Origin of the sequence: Candidatus Enterococcus ikei (genome assembly GCF_017316105.1) — a bacterium.
Classification (GTDB): Bacteria; Bacillota; Bacilli; order Lactobacillales; family Enterococcaceae; genus Enterococcus_L; species Enterococcus_L ikei.
Genome location: NZ_JAFLWD010000026.1, coordinates 15,628 through 34,654 on the forward strand (window position 1 = coordinate 15,628; position 19,027 = coordinate 34,654).

At 37.0% G+C, this 19,027-nt stretch carries 18 protein-coding genes, 1 other RNA gene, 1 pseudogene and 1 other annotated feature; of the genes and pseudogenes, 4 read left to right on the forward strand and 16 right to left on the reverse strand.

The genetic code is table 11. The annotated features are described in order from the left end of the window. Window positions 1-65 precede the first annotated feature (65 nt). From aspS to JZO69_RS10920, 16 genes and pseudogenes are all read right to left on the reverse strand, one after another. Window positions 66-1,835 (reverse strand): aspartate--tRNA ligase, encoded by a 1,770-nt coding sequence (aspS, locus tag JZO69_RS10845; protein WP_207112891.1) that lies wholly within the window; start codon window positions 1,833-1,835, stop codon window positions 66-68. 33 nt (window positions 1,836-1,868) lie between these two features. Continuing rightward, window positions 1,869-3,167, reverse strand: a complete 1,299-nt coding sequence (gene hisS, locus JZO69_RS10850) for a histidine--tRNA ligase (protein WP_207112892.1) — start codon at window positions 3,165-3,167, stop codon at window positions 1,869-1,871. 247 nt (window positions 3,168-3,414) lie between these two features. Continuing rightward, window positions 3,415-3,622 (reverse strand) — a binding site (T-box leader). A gap of 90 nt (window positions 3,623-3,712) precedes the next feature. Further along, window positions 3,713-4,519 carry a dihydropteroate synthase gene (gene folP / locus JZO69_RS10855; protein WP_207112893.1) on the reverse strand — a complete coding sequence of 269 codons (807 nt, stop codon included), beginning with the start codon at window positions 4,517-4,519 and terminating at the stop codon, window positions 3,713-3,715. Next, window positions 4,519-5,121: a non-canonical purine NTP pyrophosphatase gene (locus JZO69_RS10860; RefSeq protein ID WP_242586735.1), complete on the reverse strand. Its 603-nt coding sequence runs from the start codon at window positions 5,119-5,121 to the stop codon at window positions 4,519-4,521. The genes folP and JZO69_RS10860 overlap by 1 nt, the downstream gene beginning before the upstream one ends. 3 nt (window positions 5,122-5,124) lie before the next feature. Next, a complete protein-coding gene (gene folE / locus JZO69_RS10865; protein ID WP_207112894.1) occupies window positions 5,125-5,691 on the reverse strand; it encodes a GTP cyclohydrolase I FolE in 567 nt (188 codons plus the stop codon). Between the two features lie 4 nt (window positions 5,692-5,695). Next, window positions 5,696-6,184: a 2-amino-4-hydroxy-6-hydroxymethyldihydropteridine diphosphokinase gene (folK, locus tag JZO69_RS10870; protein WP_207112895.1), complete on the reverse strand. Its 489-nt coding sequence runs from the start codon at window positions 6,182-6,184 to the stop codon at window positions 5,696-5,698. Further along, window positions 6,181-6,546: a dihydroneopterin aldolase gene (gene folB / locus JZO69_RS10875; RefSeq protein WP_207112896.1), complete on the reverse strand. Its 366-nt coding sequence runs from the start codon at window positions 6,544-6,546 to the stop codon at window positions 6,181-6,183. The genes folK and folB overlap by 4 nt, the downstream gene beginning before the upstream one ends. Before the next feature lie 248 nt (window positions 6,547-6,794). Continuing rightward, window positions 6,795-7,499 carry a metal-binding protein ZinT gene (locus JZO69_RS10880; RefSeq protein WP_207112897.1) on the reverse strand — a complete coding sequence of 235 codons (705 nt, stop codon included), beginning with the start codon at window positions 7,497-7,499 and terminating at the stop codon, window positions 6,795-6,797. Window positions 7,500-7,716: 217 nt separating this feature from the next. Next, a complete protein-coding gene (locus JZO69_RS10885) occupies window positions 7,717-9,477 on the reverse strand; it encodes a choline/carnitine O-acyltransferase (RefSeq protein ID WP_207112898.1) in 1,761 nt (586 codons plus the stop codon). 220 nt (window positions 9,478-9,697) lie between these two features. Then, the gene (dtd, locus tag JZO69_RS10890; protein ID WP_207112899.1) at window positions 9,698-10,144 is read right to left on the reverse strand and encodes a D-aminoacyl-tRNA deacylase; all 447 of its coding nucleotides are present in this window, start codon (window positions 10,142-10,144) and stop codon (window positions 9,698-9,700) included. 11 nt (window positions 10,145-10,155) lie between these two features. Continuing rightward, window positions 10,156-12,369, reverse strand: a complete 2,214-nt coding sequence (locus JZO69_RS10895; RefSeq protein WP_207112900.1) for a RelA/SpoT family protein — start codon at window positions 12,367-12,369, stop codon at window positions 10,156-10,158. Window positions 12,370-12,595: 226 nt separating this feature from the next. Beyond that, window positions 12,596-13,243, reverse strand: a complete 648-nt coding sequence (locus JZO69_RS10900; RefSeq protein ID WP_207112901.1) for a deoxyribose-phosphate aldolase — start codon at window positions 13,241-13,243, stop codon at window positions 12,596-12,598. Window positions 13,244-13,260: 17 nt separating this feature from the next. After that, window positions 13,261-14,010 (reverse strand): 16S rRNA (uracil(1498)-N(3))-methyltransferase, encoded by a 750-nt coding sequence (locus JZO69_RS10905; RefSeq protein ID WP_207112902.1) that lies wholly within the window; start codon window positions 14,008-14,010, stop codon window positions 13,261-13,263. 1 nt (window position 14,011) lies between these two features. Beyond that, window positions 14,012-14,959, reverse strand: coding sequence for a 50S ribosomal protein L11 methyltransferase (gene prmA, locus JZO69_RS10910; protein ID WP_207112903.1), 948 nt, complete (start codon window positions 14,957-14,959; stop codon window positions 14,012-14,014). A 14-nt stretch (window positions 14,960-14,973) separates the two neighbouring features. Beyond that, the gene (locus JZO69_RS10915) at window positions 14,974-15,459 is read right to left on the reverse strand and encodes a DUF3013 family protein (protein ID WP_207112904.1); all 486 of its coding nucleotides are present in this window, start codon (window positions 15,457-15,459) and stop codon (window positions 14,974-14,976) included. Further along, window positions 15,356-16,094: pseudogene (locus JZO69_RS10920) on the reverse strand (DNA-3-methyladenine glycosylase). The gene JZO69_RS10915 and the pseudogene JZO69_RS10920 overlap by 104 nt, the downstream one beginning before the upstream one ends. Window positions 16,095-16,516: 422 nt before the next feature. Here JZO69_RS10920 and JZO69_RS10925 point away from each other — a divergent pair. The 4 genes from JZO69_RS10925 to JZO69_RS10940 all read left to right on the forward strand — a co-directional run bounded on the left by JZO69_RS10925 (window position 16,517) and on the right by JZO69_RS10940 (window position 18,984). Next, entirely contained in the window at window positions 16,517-17,806 is a 1,290-nt protein-coding gene (locus JZO69_RS10925; RefSeq protein ID WP_207112906.1) for a replication-associated recombination protein A, read from the forward strand. 62 nt (window positions 17,807-17,868) lie between these two features. Beyond that, window positions 17,869-18,062, forward strand: a non-coding RNA gene (gene ssrS / locus JZO69_RS10930) — 6S RNA. A gap of 69 nt (window positions 18,063-18,131) precedes the next feature. Further along, window positions 18,132-18,410, forward strand: coding sequence for a hypothetical protein (locus JZO69_RS10935; protein WP_207112907.1), 279 nt, complete (start codon window positions 18,132-18,134; stop codon window positions 18,408-18,410). Between the two features lie 97 nt (window positions 18,411-18,507). Then, entirely contained in the window at window positions 18,508-18,984 is a 477-nt protein-coding gene (locus JZO69_RS10940; RefSeq protein ID WP_207112908.1) for a universal stress protein, read from the forward strand. Window positions 18,985-19,027: the final 43 nt, after the last annotated feature.

Here is a 19,027-nt window from a genome sequence, read left to right on the forward strand (position 1 = left end):
AACAAGTATCCAATAAACTATAGCAGTTTACTGAAAACTTGTTTTTACTTTGACTAAGTCAAATATTATTCATCAATCGCTGTTACATCAATGTTTAATTCGAATAATTGTAATGGTGAAACCACGCTTGGAGCACTTGTCATCGGATCAGCAGCTTTTCCGTTTTTAGGGAAAGCAATCACTTCGCGAATATTATTTTCACCCGCTAATAGCATCACTAAACGGTCTAACCCTAAAGCAATTCCGCCGTGTGGAGGGAATCCGTAGTCTAAGGCATCTAATAAGAAACCAAACTGTTCTTGTGCTGATTCTTTCGTGAATCCTAGTGTTTCAAACATTTTTTCTTGTAAGTCGCGTTTGTGGATACGCAATGAACCACCACCTAGCTCATAGCCATTTAAGACGATATCATACGCTTCAGCATAAACTTTCGCTGGATCTGTTGAAAGCAATTCAATATCAGATTCTTTAGGTTGTGTGAACGGATGATGGGCAGAAACATAACGACCTGCTTCTTCATCATATTCAAATAATGGCCAATCAACAACCCATAGGAAGTTAAATTTAGATTCATCGATCAAACCTAATTCTTTCCCTAAACGAGAACGAACAGCACCTAAAGCAGCTGCAACGATTTCTGGTTTATCTGCACCAAACATCAAGATATCGCCAACTTCTGCATTTGTCGCTTTGATCAACTCGTCAGAAACCTCTGTTAAGAATTTTGCGATTGGACCTTTTAGCCCATCTTCTTCTACTTTTAACCAAGCTAAACCTTTGGCACCAAATTGACTTACATAAGTACCTAGATTATCCATATCTTTTCTTGAATATTTATCTGCTGCACCTTTAGCATTCAAGGCTTTCACATGTCCGCCATTTTCTAGAGCCATTTGGAAAACTTTGAAATCAACATCTTTGACCACATCTGCGATATCGATCAATTCCATATCGAAACGTGTGTCTGGTTTGTCACTTCCGTAACGTGCCATTGCTTCATCATAACTAATACGAGGAAAAGGTAATGTGACTTCGATTCCTTTTGTTTCACGCATCACTTTCGCTAACATTTCTTCAGTCATTGTTTGGATTTCTTCTGGAGATAAGAAGGTTGTTTCGATATCCACTTGGGTAAATTCTGGTTGACGGTCACCACGTAAGTCTTCATCACGGAAACAACGAACGATTTGATAATAACGATCGAAACCAGCATTCATCAATAATTGTTTAAAAATTTGTGGTGATTGTGGTAAGGCATAAAAATGACCTGCATGTACACGTGAAGGTACTAAGTAATCACGAGCGCCTTCTGGTGTTGATTTACCAAAATAAGGTGTTTCGATATCAATAAAATCAGTGTCGTCTAGATAATGACGGATTGATTTTGTCACTTCATGACGTAATTTTAAGTTTGCGGTCATGTGTGGACGACGTAAGTCTAAATAACGATATTTCATACGAATTTCATCGCCGACATTATTTTCATCTTCGATTAAAAATGGTGGTGTTTTAGCTGTATTTAAAATTGTGATATCTGTTGCCATCACTTCAAATTCACCAGTTTTCATTTTAGGGTTGATCGCTTCTTTATCACGGTAAGTCAATTCTCCAGTGATCTCAATTACGTATTCGCTACGGCATTTATCTGCAATTTCCCATGCGTCTTTTGAATGAGCTGGATTGAACACAACTTGTGCAATCCCTTCTCGGTCACGTAGATCAATAAAAATAACTCCGCCTAAGTCACGACGCTTTTGTACCCATCCTTTTAATGTAATAACCTGTCCTACTAAATCTGCTGAAACTTCTCCGCAGTATACTGTTCTTTTTGTCATTGGTCTTTGCTCCTCTTCATTTTTTACTATTTATTAATCAAACATCACTGTCATCATTTCGTCATAGACTTCATCAAATCTTTCGTAAATATCTGAAAGTGGAAATGCTTTTTCGTTACGATTAGCCATTGATTTTACATTTACAACGCCTTGCGCCAATTCAGTTTCACCTAAAGTCAAGGCAAGCTTAGCATTGAGTTTAGCGGCTGTTTTAAATTGTGCTTTTGCTTTTCGATTCATAAAGTCACGATCCGCTGAAAAACCAAAGTTACGAATTGCTTGAACAAGTTTTAATGATTCGATATTCGTTTGTTCACCTATCCCAACCACATAAGCATCGATTTCATTGATTACTGGAACAACCACGCCTTCAGCTTCCATCGTGATCAATACACGTTCAATTCCCATTGCAAAACCAAAACCAGGAGTTGCAGGACCGCCAAGTTCTTCCACTAATCCATCATAACGACCGCCGGCACAAATCGTTGCTTGAGCTCCCATACCAGGCGCTTCACTCATTACTTCAAAAATGGTATCCGTGTAATAATCTAAACCGCGAACCATATTACTGTCCACTTCAAACGGGATGTTTAATTCATTCAACATTGTTTGAACCGTTTCAAAATGTTCTTTAGAAGACTCGCTTAAATAATCTAGAATCGAAGGGGCATCAGCCACAATCGCTTTGTCTTTTTTATCTTTACTATCTAAAACCCGTAAAGGATTTTCATGTAAACGACGTTTTGAATCCTCACTTAATTCAGCTGATTTCGGTTCTAAATAATCGATCAAGGCTTGACGATAGGCGGCTCTTGTTGCTTTATCACCTAAAGAATTGATGACTAATCGAATTTGATTGATCCCTAATTGTTTGAAAAAGTCTAATGCCATGGCCATACTTTCGACATCCACTGCTGGATTCACACTACCAAATGCTTCTGCTCCGATTTGGTGGAATTGTCTCAACCGACCTGCTTGAGGACGTTCGTAGCGAAACATTGGTCCCATGTAATAAGTCTTATATGGTTTTGCAAATTCTGGACCAAACAATTTATTTTCAACGAATGAACGGACGATTGGCGCTGTTCCTTCTGGACGTAAGGTTACATGACGATTGCCCTTATCATAAAAGTCATACATTTCTTTTGAAACGATATCAGTCGTATCACCTACACTGCGTGAAATCACTTCATAGTGTTCAAAAATGGGTGTACGAATTTCTTCATATTGATAATCACGGAAAATCAAGCGAGCTGTTTCTTCCACAAACTGCCATTTTTCTGAAACTCCTGGCAATAAGTCATTGGTTCCTTTTGGTTTTTGATAACTCATTTTCTCATCTCCTATTTAAAGTTCATTGTTTGTACTGTATTTTAGTAAAGATTGGTTAGGTTTAGAACAGCTCTATAGCTACTTGTAAGATTAGATCGTACTTTTCATTCGCTGATCAGCACTATTTGATTAGGATCATAGTGTTGGGTGATTCCTAGTACGGTAACTTCTCTCACTTCGCTCGTCAAGTTTTGTTCATCGTCTACGATGGTAGGATGATGAACAAAAAAACTCGCCCTTGTATAAATACAAGGGCGAGTGAATAGACACACGCGGTACCACCTAAGTTCGAAAGATTGCTCTTTCCTCCAACGATTAACGCTCGTAACGGAACGGCTTTTCCTCCGTTCATCTCCAGAATGTCTTTCGATTTTTCTAATGGAGTTGTTTTCAGCCAGGACAACTCTCTCTTATACGATCAGTTTAAAATCTACTCGTTCCTTCATTGATTTTTCTATAGTATCTATAAATTACTAGAGATTGTAAGTAAAGTCAAGCAGAATTTTAGAAGGTTTCATAATGTTTAGGCTGATCAAAGGATGCCGTTAGTTTTTACTGCTCAACGTCTGCCAAACATTTAACGCATCACGCATACCTTTAACCTGATGAACACGGACGATTTCTACGCCTTGGTTCGCTGCAAACAACGAAGCTGTTATTGAACCAAAATCACGAGCGGAAGGATCCGCTTCTTTTGTCATTGCAGCAATCGTTCTTTTTCTCGATACGCCATATAATAACGGAAAATTCTTATAGCGAAAGGACTCAGGATGTTTGAGGATTTCAATATTTTCTTCCTGTGTTTTACCAAAACCGATCCCTGGATCAAAGCAAATTCGATTTGGAGCAATCTCATGTCTTTGACAAAGCGCTAATTTTTCTTCATAAAATTGTTGGATATCTTCGACTACAGTCAATTCTCTCTTTCTAGGACGAGAATGCATGATTATCAGGCCACACTCAGGATACTTTTGAGCAATTTCAACCATACCATTTGTATCCAATCCTTTGATATCATTGATGATCGTAGCGCCTGCTGCTAAAGCCGCATCAGCAACTTCAGGAAAATATGTATCGATGGAAATCGGCTTGTCCGTTCTTTTTCTAACAGCCTGCACAATCGGTAAGATTCTAGCTTTTTCTTCTGCTGCTGAAATTTCCTGATAATGAGGTCGTGTTGATTGCCCGCCGATATCGATTATGTCAACATCAGCAGCTAACATCACTTCACATTGGATTAAGGCTTTGTCTAGATCGTTATATTGTCCGCCGTCTGAAAAAGAATCTGGCGTCACATTCAAGATACCCATGATTTGCGTTTTAGTTTTCTTAAAATAGTCCTTTTCTTTCATCACTGTTGCTCCTTTATCTTTTCAATCAATTCTTTCAGTGCTGTCACTCTAGGACTTAACAGATTTCGTTGAATAGTTGGCAGCTGTGCAAGTGTTTTTTGTTTTTCAGGCAAATAAAAAATCTTATCAAAGCCATAGCCTAGTGTTCCGATTTCTTTTCTTGTTAATTCGCCATGAAGTTCTTGAGCAGAAATAAGACATTCACCATTTGGCCAAGCATAGGCTAATACAGCATGCAGTGTGATTTTTCGAGATAATGCTTCTTGCGATTCAAATAACCGAAGCAACTGTTGATTTTTTTCAGAGGCTGTCATATTTGATTTAAAAAAACGAGCAGTTTGAACTCCTAGAATCTCTGGAAAAGCCTCAATTTCTAACCCGCCATCGTCAGCCAAAACAGGTTGACCGATTATTTTTGCATAAAACTGTGCCTTGATCAAGGCATTTTCTGTATAGGTTTGACCAGTTTCTGCGACCTCACAAGTCTTTTGGGTAAAGTCCGTGTATGGAAAAAAACTAACCTGATCAACAGGATAGGCAGATTGTATCTCCTGTAGTTTCCCTTGATTATTTGTACCGACAATCATTGTCATTTTGCTCATTCCTTATGCCTCGATTGCTCTTAAAAAGTCGTCTTTTCGGTCGTGGTCGTTTTTAAACACTCCTTGATAATGAAACGTCTTGGTTACACTATTTGGTGATTTGACTCCACGCATCGTCATACACATATGCTCAGCTTCAATCGATACCGCAACACCTTTAACCGGCACATGCTCTACAAGTTTGTTTGCAATCATAATCGTTAAATCTTCTTGTACGCTAGGTCGTTTTGCACAGTATTCTACTAAACGCGGCAACTTGCTCAACCCTAAAACTTTGTTTTCATCAGGCACATAAGCAATATGAGCTTTTCCGTAAAATGGCAGTAAATGATGTTCACACATAGAATAAAATTGAATATCTTTGACTAACACCATATCATCTTCGTTCAAACTATCAAATAACGCATAATCATTAAATTCTGGTGCTGTTAAAGAAGAAAAGACTTCCTTATACATCTTTGCTACACGTGTCGGTGTATCTTTGACACCCACTCGCTCAGGGTCTTCCCCAATCGCTGTTAAAATTTGTTTGACTGCTTGTTCGATCATCACTTGTTGTTCATCATTCATCTTCTTACCAACTTTCTTTGCTGATCCAAACTTCTGATTGATTCCCTGTAGCTTCTATCCACTCATCAAACGACTTCCCACAAAAAACATTCTCCGGATAGACATCTTTTAATGGAATCAGTACAAATGACCGTTTCAGCATCTCTTGATGAGGCACAACTAAACGTTCAGTTGTTACTTTTTTATCATCCATCAATAAGATATCGATATCTAATGTCCGTGGTCCCCAATGAATCAACCGTTCTCTACCCAAGATTTTTTCAATCGCTTGTGTTTTTTCCAATAGTTGGATTGGTTCACAAGTTGTTTTGATTTGAATCACTGCATTATAATAATTCTCTTGCGGAACATCGCCATAGGGTAACGTTTCATATAATTTTGATTTTTTTAACACTTGAATATCTTTTTCTTGATTCAATAATTCAACCGCTTTATGTAACGTTTCCAAGCGATCACCTAAATTACTGCCCAAAGCTAAATAAGCAATCCTCATACGAATTCTCTTTCCATTTCGATTTCAATGTTATCAAACACACCAGGCATAGGTACGCTATATTTTCTAATACGGATTAGAGCACTGTCTAATTTTTTACCATGTTCCGCTTCAATATCGTCTAAAATAGCTGAAGCTACAGCTTCGATCAAGTTATATGAATGATTAGCCAGTCGTTGTGCAATTTGATCATTCACTTCAGCATAACTAACGGTGTCATTTACATCATCTGTTTTACCAGCTTGATCTAATGGCAATCTTAACTCGACATCCACTTCCAACTGCTGACCTAAAATACGTTCTTGCGGTAATACACCATTTTTAGTGTAAAATTTCATGTTATTGATTCTAATCTTTCCCAAATTTACTCCCACCTTTGATCCATTTTTTCCCTGATACGCTCAGTTACAATTATTATACTATAGAACCGCAAAAGCCTTTAGCTTTCTGCTTTTTACGTTATTTTGTTACAAAATGCTGATTTTTAAGGTGAGTATTTTAATTCTATCATTGAAAAAGGCAACCCGTGTAAATTGATTTTCCCTTCGTTTATTCAAAATTAGAGCCTATGGCAAAAACTAAAAATTAGTTTTGTCATAGGCTCATCTTTTTAATGATGATAAAGCATATCATGAACAATATCAGATCCAGATAAATCAGCCTTATAATAGGTTGGCCAGTTTTCTAATTCTTTCAAGAGGTCTTCTTGACTATTGTCACCAAAATACAAATGAAAATGTTCAGCTTTCGTTGCTTTTATATTATGATCGCTAAATTGAATGTGCTTTGGTGCAGCGCTATTTTCGTCAAGTGAGCGAAATAAGTAACGCACCCCTCTTTTTCCAGATTCATAGGTCAAAATTCTATAACCCTCGTATTGGTACTCTGCTTTTTGCGAAGTATCGCCTTTGAAAAATTCGACTGTATTCTCTTTGATAACGATGCGATCCGTATCTGTTTTATAACCAGTCGTATAATAGTCTTTATACTCATCAAACGTTTTATCTTTTTTTTCGTTTGCCTTATGTTCAAGAACTTCATCTAAGGTTCCGTCAAGCAAATATGGATAAACTGATTGCCAGTCACCTGCCCAATCGTTCAAAGTTCTATCTTGAACTTCTTCATCATTAAACTCTCCATCTTGACTATGAGTGTGCTTATGATTATGGGTATGTTTTTCTTTTGACGTTTGACTAGTTGTTGCTTTTGTTTCAGCTGTTTTTATGTTATTTGTTTTTGTACAGCCACTAACGACTAATAGTCCCAATAAAAGAACCCCAATTTTTTTTAACAATGTTTTATTTTTCTTTTCCATATTTAGCCCTCGATTTCTATTTTTATTGACTAAACCCAACAGTATCTACTTTCTCCTTTCTGTTTTACGCCACACGAAACGTAATGATTACGATTTAATCAAGCTATTTTATACTAACAGATGAAAAAAAACAATAGAAATCCAAAAAAAACACAGGTAACAAATAGGCAGCCAGATTGCTCCTGTTCATTACCTGCAGTATCTCATTTGTTTTAGCTTAAATATCTAACAGAGTTGTTAAAGAAAGTAGCGCCTCTTGGATTGCTTCAAGCATTTGTGTGGCATTATTTTCATTGGATTTTTTTGCTGAAACAGTCACTATCACTTTATCATCAAGAATACCGTAATAAATACCAAATCCAGCTTTATTGACTGGACCAAAACTAAATGATTCTAATAAGTCATAAGGAATGCCTGTTGTTGAAATAAAATCATCCCCTAATATTTTAAGCGCTTCTGATGAGAAGAAAGTCGTTTCATTCGCTGAGTTAGGTGTCATTTTTTGAAGTCCAAAAAGATGTCGTTCTATTCCTTGACCACGTTGACATTGATTGATTCGTTTTGAATGAGCTGTCGCTGCTTTTAGAAATAATGCCAATACTTCTTCTGTAGAATCTACTCCATCAGCTTTATAAAAAGCAGTTACAAAATCTTTTTTCTCTTGACTGATCGAGCGAGCACATTCTGTCCGACCTTCATAAAACATCCGCATAGCAACTGGCTCATACACTGATTTTAGCGTCCCAAACACCTTTTGCTGTGCCATTGCCAAGGCAATATGGAAGAATGCATCTGGACTGACTTTGGCTTTTTTCATTCGTTCTTTGCCAATTTCAGAAATCAATTGATACTTGATGACATAAGATGCATTTTCTAGTTCTGCATACTTTTTAGCCTTTTCTAAAGTACAAATCAATTCATTTGATAGCACCCACTCAAATTTTTGCACTAAGGAAGAAGAACTTTTTCCACTAAGTACTTGAGGTTTCTCGTTGAAGGATTCAAATGCTTTAGTTAACATATTCAATGTTGGGACACCATCGATCGCTGTATGCTCCATATTGAAGCCAATATAGCCATGTTTAGTGATTATTGCCTGTGTTGTTTTAGCTAAAAATTGATGGCTTGTATTCAATAAAATATCATTGATCCGTTCACTTTCAGTATGATCATTGCCTGGCGAAAAGCTTAAAATAAATAATGCTTCTTCGATCTGTTTTAGATTATTCTGGTTAGTTTCATTTAATTTTAATTGTTCATAAATTAGGGCTGACTGCTCTCTTTTTATGCTCGTCAAATAAGGAATCAACTCTTCTTTTTGCTCTGACGAATGTTCCAACGATAAAATATAATGCATATTCTCCACTAATTGTTCCATAGAATAAATCTCTCCTGAAACATCAGTCACATTTAAACGAAAATATGTACCGCTTGCAAAAATGACCACATAATTATCTTCTTTTTGCTCGTTTCCTCTGTAAAAAGAGTCGATTTTGCTCCCAGGAATTCTACAGCTTTTGAAAAAATTTACATAAAATGACATATCCAAATGTTGATTATTTTTAGTATAGTCGATTGGGTATGTTCCGTCAGTTAGACTTAGATAAATTTTTGTTAACTGATAGATCAACTGAGCAGCTTTAACTTCTTTCGATTGTAATTGCTCATAGTAAGTTGGATCAATTACCAAAGCGAAGTTCGACTCACTTTGTAAATGCCCTCGGCTTTCTAGATAACTTTCTTCCCAAAATGGTGCTAACCAGCTTCCAGCTGTTTTTTCTGCGTAATTAATTAAATCTTTTTGCAACAATAGACCATCAGAGCTGCTAAAATCCATAGCACTCTTTTGAAAGTCGAGTAATTGCTCGTTTGTAATCAAAGGTTCTAGCCATTGACTTAATGAAGTTATGGTTTCTTGTAAGTCTGGTACAGGCAGTTTTTCTAACTTTGGTAATAATTGCTCTTTGTATTTTTCCATTTTACACCTCAATACTCTCTTTATTTTTTATTTCAAGATTCCTTTGTATTTATTATACCAAGCATTGATTGTTTATATGTCTTTTTTCAACAAGTTGTTAAGAGCCCGGAACAAAACTAAAATCAGTTTTGTTCCGGGCTCTAAATCAGAATAAACGGTGAGAAAAAGGCAACTCCTTCGGCTTATTTCTCGGAGTTAAACGCTTTTTGTCTCATCCTAATTATTTATCTTTTGTATCAATAATAATCGTTACTGGACCGTCATTGATCAATGAGACAGCCATATCTGCACCAAATTCTCCTGTTTCCACAGGTATATCTAGCTCTTTCAATTGCTGATTGAATGCTTCATATAAAGGAATTGCTGCTTCTGGTCGAGCCGCTTCAATAAAACTTGGGCGGTTCCCCTTCTTAGTATCTGCATATAAGGTAAATTGAGAGACACTTAAAATACTCCCTTGGATCTCTTGAATGCTTAAATTCATCTTGCCACCATCATCTTCAAATACCCGAAGTTTACTAATTTTACGAACTAAATAAGCAACATCTTCCGTTGTATCTGCTTCATGGATTCCTAGTAAAATCATGAAACCTTGTTCAATTTTACCAACACTTTTTTGGTCGATCACAACTTCCGCTTGACTCACTCGCTGGATGACTGCTCTCATATTTATTCCTCCTAGCCGTTAGTACGACGGACATTGTAGACATCCGGTATATTTTTGATTTTATCTACGATTGTTTTTAAATGTGCCAAATTTTGAATTTTTACAGTAACATGGATCATCGCCATTTTATTTTTCGTTGGTTTGGCTTCCACGCTGACTAGATTTTTAGTCATTGAACTGATGACTTGCAGTACATCATTCAGCAAGCCGCTGCGATTATAACCATAAATTTCTAAATCTGCATCATATTCTTTATTAAGATTATCGGTATCTTCCCATTCAACTTCAATTAAACGCTGAGCAAGTTCTTCCTGATGCTGCACATTAGGACAATCTGCTCGATGGATCGAAACACCACGACCTTTAGTAATGTAGCCGACAATTTCATCTCCTGGAACAGGATTACAACAACGGCTGATTCGAACAAGTAAGTTCTCAACGCCTTGGATCACAATGCCGCCTTCATGACGAACCTTCATTTTGTCTGATTCTTTTTTGACAGGTTGTGTCATCAATTCTTCAGCTTCTTGTTTTTGACGCTCCATCTCTTGTTCTTTACGTTCTTTTTCAGTTAACCGATTGAAGACTACTTGAGCACTGATTTCGCCATAACCTACAGCAGCAAATAAATCATCTTCTGTTTGAAAATTAAAACGCTCCAAGGCTTCCGCCATCTTAGCTTTACCTAAAAACTCTTTCGGCGCAAAACCATGTTCAATCAAATATTTACTGATTCCATCATGACCTTTGATAATATTAACTTCACGATCTTGGACTTTAAAGAATCGTTTGATTTTATTTCTAGCTTTACTCGTTGCAACCATTTTTAGCCAGTCTCGGCTTGGCCCAAAGGAATTTGGTGAGGTTAACACTTCAATGATGTCACCATTTTTCAATGTGTAATCTAATTGAACCATTTTTCCATTCACTTTAGCACCAGTTGTTTTATTACCGATTTCGGTATGCACACTGTAAGCAAAATCTAGCGGACCAGAGCCTTTTGGTAATTCAGTTACTTCACCAGTAGGCGTAAAAACATAAACTTTATCACTGAAAATGTCGCCTTTAACACTTTCCATAAACTCAGAGGCGTCATAACTTTCATCTTGCAACTCAAGAATTTCACGGAACCAACTTAATTGTTTGGTATCCGTATCTTCATCCACTTTTTCAGTCTTGCCTTCTTTATAGGCCCAGTGAGCGGCCACCCCGAATTCAGCGATTTGATGCATTTCGTGCGTTCTGATCTGCACTTCAACTGGGTTGCCTTTTGGTCCAATGACTGTTGTATGGATGGACTGATACATATTTGCTTTAGGCATAGCAATATAATCTTTGAAACGACCTGGCATAGGCGTCCATTTTGTATGAATTGCACCTAAAACCGCATAACAATCTTTGATTGAATCTACGATAACCCGAATTGCCAGTAAGTCGTAAATTTCATTGAATTGCTTTTTTTGGTCTTTCATTTTTCGGTAGATAGAGTAAATGTGTTTTGGACGTCCATAAATTTCAGCATAAATATCTAAATCTTCCGTTGCTAAACGAATATCTTCTACGGCTTCTTCAACGTAGGCTTCACGTTCATCTCTTTTACTTTGCATCAGATTCACGATTCGATAATATTGGTTTGGGTTGATATAGCGTAACGCTGTATCTTCCAACTCCCACTTGATACGGCTGATCCCTAAGCGATGGGCAAGCGGTGCATAGATTTCAATTGTTTCTTGTGCAATCCTACGCTGTTTATCTTCACGTAAATGTTTTAGTGTCCGCATATTATGCAAGCGGTCAGCTAATTTCACCATGATCACGCGTAAATCTTGAGCCATTGCCAGTAACATTTTCCGATGATTTTCAGCTAATTGTTCTTCATGAGATTTATATTTTATTTTTCCAAGCTTAGTCACACCATCAACTAACATGGCAACATCTGCTCCAAACTCATTCTTCAGATCTTCCAACGTGACATCTGTATCTTCTACTACATCGTGCAGAAACCCTGTTGCAACTGTATGTGGATCCATCCGTAGTTCAGCTAAAATTCCGGCAACTTGAATCGGATGAATAAAATAAGGCTCTCCGGATTTTCTGACTTGACCAACATGGGCTTGTTCAGCGTAATCGCACGCTTTTTGAACAAATGCAACATGTTGTGGCGCCATATATTTTGATACAAGTTTAATGACTCCTGGACCGGTCATAATTTCCTCTTTTGGCATTGTTATCACTCCTTTGTCCCTAGTCAGCAATGTTTCTCTGTTGCTTAACATTTAAAATAGAGATTTATGTATAAAGTAATTCTAGTAACTGTATTTAATTAGACGAACATAAACTATATCACTTATTTATATTCCTTTAAAAAAAGAAAAGCACCACTTGAAACAGTAGCACTTCCAACATCTTTTATTATACTAACATTTTTCTTGATTTTCAATTCCTCGCGTTTTAATTCCACTTTGAAATCAATGGCAAAATCTCCCGACCATTGCTAATCCCGATTTGAGAGACGCCCGCTTGAAAAAGAAGTTCGATCTCAAGTAAGGTTGGTGCTTTTACATTTACTTGAAAATTTGTTTGTTGTCTTTTTCCTGTTCGAAAAATACTCATATCGTAAATGGCTTGTTCCATCGTTAAATTCACCCCTAAAGAAATGGCGTTAACATTTAACTCTGCAATATCCATCGTTAACACTTGTTTTTGATAATTCGTTAATTTGCTGCTATCTATAAAAAAACCTAAAGGATTACGACCAAATGATAACTGTTCTAAAGCTTGATAACTGTGATTTCCATGAATATTCAACTGTTCAGGCGCCATAGTCACAAAAACATCCGCTGCACCGTCTCTATACAATTGTCCTGTTTCAAACGCTTTTTTTGCTAAAGTTCCGCCCCCTAACGGAAAATCAACGAAACTGCCTACTTGAATCATCGTCCCTGTTAATAATTGTTTTGCTCTTGCAACATTATATGGTAAAACAAAAATCGAACGAACTGGGAATTCTTTTAAAAAAAGGATTTCCTCTGTGAACTGTTGATCTGTAAACGATGGATCCAACAACATAATTGAAAGTTTTTGCAACTTTAACTCCATAAATAGCCCCCTATAACTTACACTAATTCAAATTGATAACTAATGGCACTCAACACATATAACGGTGCCGTCTCTGCTCGTAAAATACGTGGTCCCAGACCACAAAGAATAGCGCCGTTTTCTTGGAATACATCTATTTCAGCTGGTGAAAATCCACCTTCCGGACCAAAAACAACCAGAAGCGAGCCCCCAATAGCTAGTTCCGAAAGTACGGTTGCAAAGCGACTGCGTTCCCCAACTTTCGCAGACTCTTCATAAGCAATCAATACTTTGTCATAACTAGAAAAAAAGTCGATCAATGCTTGCTCTGTTTCCAATAATAAAATATCTGGCGCAAACTGTCGATGAGATTGCTCAGCTGCTTCTGTAGCAATTTTTTTCAAACGATCTGTTTTTTTACCTAACTTTTTGTAATCCCATTTTACAACAGATGTTTTAGCTGGAAATCCAATAAATTTATGGCTGCCAAGTTCTGTTCCTTTTTGAACAACCCATTCCAGTTTATCACCTTTTGGATAACCGCAAGCAATCGTTACATTGACTGGCAGCTCTTTTTCAGCTTGTTCTTTACTGATTTCTTTTAAATAAACAGCCTCTTCTGTAATATCGGTGATTTCAGCAATGATTGCCAACCGATCACTAAAAGCCAGATACACTTGTTGTGACGGCTCCATTCGCATCACACGTACGATATGATGATAGTTTTCCCCAGTGATCATATAACGATCTTTTGTTTCATAAGGTTCAGTTAGAAAATAGCGTTGCATCTTACTCTTCCTCTGATTTCTTTAAAATAATTGCATACCAATCACCTTGTTGGAAAATCTGATCGACAAGAAAGCCCATTTCTGTCATTTTTTCTAGGATCATTGCTTTTTTATCATGAATAATACCGGAAACAATCAACGTTCCGTCCTCTTTCAGTAAACGCCAAGCATCTTCGATCATCAATGTAATGATATCCGCTAAAATATTTGCTACAATTACATCTGCCTCAATCCTTACACCTTTCAATAAATCATTCGCTGAAACATGAACATCGCTAGCAATTGGATTCATATCCATATTTTCTTTAGCTGCAGTTACAGCAACTTCATCTAAATCATAGGCATAAACTTCTTTTGCACCTAAATATCTACTCGCAATACTTAAGACACCTGAACCAGTTCCCACATCAAGCAAAGTTTCACCACCACGCAAAACAGTCTCCAGCGCTTGTAAGGTCAAACGAGTAGTTGGATGCGTTCCTGTGCCAAACGCCATTCCAGGATCTAACGTAATAATTTTTTCAAATGTATCTTGCGCTTCATATTTTTCCCAACTTGGAACAATTGTTAGAAAACGAGTCACACGAACTGGATGATAATATTTTTTCCACGCCGTTGCCCAATCACTTTCTGCTACTTCACTTACACTTACTTCATTTTTTCCAATAGCTAATCCAAATTCTGGTAAACGTGTGATGCTTTCTTTGATAAATGGCAAAATTTCCGGCAAAAAGGTTGTTTCAGGAAAATATGCCATCACTAACGCGCCATCTTTGATATGAGTGAATTGTTCTTTATCCAACAATTCGCCGTAAAGATCACTTTGGAAATTTTCGACATCTAAGGAATCTTCAATGGCAACACCACTCGCTCCGGCTTCCATCATAATGTTCGAAATTGCTTCGACTGCTTCACTAGCTGTTTCAACTTTTACTTCTGTCCACTTCATATTAATCACCTCTTTTAATAGCTAGGATAAGCGATATAGGTTTCGCCATCTGCTGTTTGATATTTTTTAGTAGCCTCTTCAAAAGCTTCGTTTGACCATTTCAACTCAAATACTTCTTGTTCTTCATCAGTCAAAAAGTCTAATAAATCACTTTGACCTTCCGTCAATACTTCATTTAAATAGTCTACAAAACCGTCTAATACAGATTGTTTGATTCCTTTTTTCCCTTCATAAGGAATTACTGCTAAATATTCTTCTTCATCTACAGATGTTTTTTCAGGATTATAAAATAAAATACCATCTTCAAATTCAATGATCTCTTCTTCTGAAACGGTTCCTTGTGCATCATCAATTTGTTCATGAGCCATATTTTCAGCGAATAATCGGAAGACTACTTCAATTGAATGATTTTTTGTATTCCAATCTAGGGCTACGTCGTATTCTGTAATTTTTTTTGTCATTTGTTGATCTAAGTATGTTAACATTGTTGCTTTTTTCATTTATTATCTTCCTTCCAGCCAAAAGTTTTTTGATCGATGTCACTTCTTCTTTGTTTTGAAATATATGGATTTCCAGAAACAACATATCTTAAAGGCAATTCTGTCCAGATACCTTTATTCGGGATTCCAATTCGAGGAAGTGAGATGATTTTCGTTGGTGTTTTTCGTTTTTCAGGAACAATGCGTAATCTACTGTCAAAAATCGATTGACCATACAACTCTGTGTCAATTCCTAAAGCGGCTACCAGCTTTCCTGGTCCATTTGATAATTCTATTCCTTTGCGACCATTACGATTTTCTTCCATTTCTTTAATGCCTTCAACAGGTTCGATCGCACGAATCATTACTCCTTGCGGCTGGCCTTTTTCTTGTGTCACCATGTTTAATATCAAGTGTGTATGCATCGTATATAGATAAATGGTTCCAGGTTTTTCATACATCGCTTTTAGCCTTGGCGTATTTCGCAATCCAAAACTATGAGCTGCTTCGTCTTCAGGACCTAAATAGGCTTCTGTATCAACGATATATCCTGCCAGTATACCTGTTTCGGTCTCATGCTCTAAGTACATTCCTAATAGGAACTGAGCGATTTCTTCGGTTGACCTTGTATTAAAATAATTTATCGTTTTATTCATTCTTTTTCACCACCTTCTATCATACACGAAACCATGCCTATTATCCATTGAAATAGCAAACATTTGGTATTGAAAATACTGCTTTTTTGTTATTTTATCAAGTAAAACCTACTACAAATACAAACGTACGTTCTTTGTGGTATAATAGCTAGATAAAGAATTTGTTCTCTAGCTATGCGGGCTTACCTCTCGGAAAAAAGATAAAATCTGATTGTGGCAAAAAACTCCACCCTCATATTTTCCTATTTTTCTGTCAAGGTAGGACGAGGCTGTTAAACTTTTATACTATCTAGCTTCGCAGGCTTACCTCTCGGAAAAAAGATAAAATCTGATTGTGGTAAAAAACACCACCCTCATATTTTCCTATTTTTCTGTCAAGGGAGGACGAGCCTGCTACGCTTTTAAAATAAGGAGGTTCAACAATGCAACAACCTTTAGCTTATCGTATGCGACCACGAAATTTAGATGAGGTCGTGGGGCAACAGCAACTGGTTGGACCAGGGAAAATCATTCGTAGAATGGTCGAAGCACGTATGCTTTCTTCCATGATTTTATACGGTCCCCCAGGCACTGGTAAAACCAGTATTGCTAGTGCGATCGCCGGCTCTACAAACTACGCTTTTCGCTTGTTGAATGCTGCAACAGACACTAAAAAAGACTTGCAAATCGTAGCAGAAGAAGCAAAAATGAGCGGCACTGTGATCCTTCTCTTAGATGAGGTCCATCGCCTAGATAAAACAAAACAAGATTTTCTACTGCCGCATCTTGAAAGCGGTCGAATCATTATGATCGGAGCAACAACTGAGAATCCTTATATTACGATCAATCCTGCGATTCGGAGTCGAACCCAAATTTTTGAAGTAAAACCATTAACTGAGTTAGATATTCAAAAAGCTATCAAAGAAGCTTTAACTGATAAAGAACGTGGTTTAGGAGAATTTCCCGTTTTCTTGGAAGAAAAAGCACTACAACATTTGTCCCGTGCAACAAATGGCGACTTGCGTAGTGCGCTAAACGGACTGGAATTGGCTGTAAAATCAACACCTGAAAATGAAGACAAAAAAATCGTGATTACACTTTCTATCATTGAAGAATGTGTACAACGTAAAGCATTGACTCACGATAAAAATGGTGATGCCCATTATGATGTTATTTCCGCATTTCAAAAATCGATCCGCGGTAGTGATGTTGATGCTGCACTGCATTATCTAGCCAGATTAGTTGAAGCGGGCGATTTACCGATTATTTGCCGCCGCCTAATGGTAATTGCTTACGAAGATATTGGTCTAGGGAATCCACCTGCTGCCGCTCGCACGATAACTGCTGTTCAAGCCGCAGAAAAATTGGGCTTCCCTGAAGCTCGTATTCCTCTTGCTAGTGTTGTGATCGATTTATGTCTATCACCAAAATCGAATTCCGCCATCAGTGCAATCGATGCTGCCTTAGCAGATATTCGAGAAGGAAAAGCGGGCGATGTGCCTGATCATTTGCGTGATAGTCATTATTCTGGTGCAAAAGAGCTAAATCGTGGGATTGGTTACCAATATCCTCATAACTTTGAACATGCTTGGGTCGATCAACAATATCTTCCTGATAAAATAAAAAATGCTCATTATTATGAACCGATCGATACTGGCAAATATGAACAAGCATTGCACCAACAATATCAACGAATCCAAGAGTGGAAGAAAGAAAAGAAATCAAAAAAATAATCCGCTTTCAAATTCAAGCACCCTCATTGCTGTTTGCTCTAGATTGTGCTATTATAAAGATGGTAAATCTGTGATGTACGCGTTGTCTTTTTTGTGTGTTGACCGAACATTTTATTGATATCTAGGGATCCTTCTGGTACCTAAGCTGGTAACATGCCTTATCATTTGGTAGTTCGAAGCTGTCAGTCGTGGAACCCACCTGCTTTGTTTGCGGGTTCAATACTATAGGACGAATAACGGCATCGACGGATTTTACCATTTTTATTTTGATTAGCTAACAATTTGCAAAACGCAAATTGTTTTTTATTTGATGGAGGTTCAATGCATGATTCGCATACTTATTTTTGTATCTGTAGCTTTATTAGTTATTATTGGCATTTATTTATTGAAAAAGACAACAGTTTTTTTGCCCTTGATGCACAACGGTGAGCTTGATGAAAATAAGCAGTTTTTACACCAGTTTGGTGTTTTTTATCTGATCTTAGCTGCTATTGGGATTTTAGTTGGAATCTTTAATCTAAAGTTTTTCTCGTTGTTCTATATTTTTAGCTTGCTTGTAATTTCAACTGTATTCAGTGTTATGTTCGCCAAAAAGATTCTATAACAGTATCTTCTTTTTTATTTTCCTTTTTTACGGTTTTGTTCTACAATTAAAGTATCAAGAGCTATGTAATTTCAACTATTTGGAAGGAGTGGTCACAATGTTACAAAATTATCGTAAAATCATGGTTGCTGTTGATGGGTCGTCTGAGGCAGAATTAGCTTTTCAAAAAGCAATGAATGTTGCTATGAGAAATGATGCAGAATTACTACTGGCTCACGTTATCGATACGCGAGCATTTCAATCAGTTTCTTCGTTTGATGGTGTCTTAGCAGAGCAAGCAACAGAAATGGCAAAACAAACACTTGAAGGCTATAAAAAACAAGCAAAAGAACATGGTTGTGAAAAGGTATCTAGTATTATTGAATATGGTTCTCCAAAACCCTTGATTGCAAAACAATTACCGCAAGATCAAGAAATTGATTTGATCATGCTAGGTGCAACAGGACTGAATGCTGTTGAACGATTATTTATTGGATCAGTTTCTGAATATGTTATCCGCAACGCCGCTTGTGATGTATTAGTGGTAAGAACTGATTTAGACAACAAAATTCCTGTTTTACAAGATGAAGAATAGTTTTATAAATAAAAAGCAACCCGATTTTTTTGTCGAGTTGCTT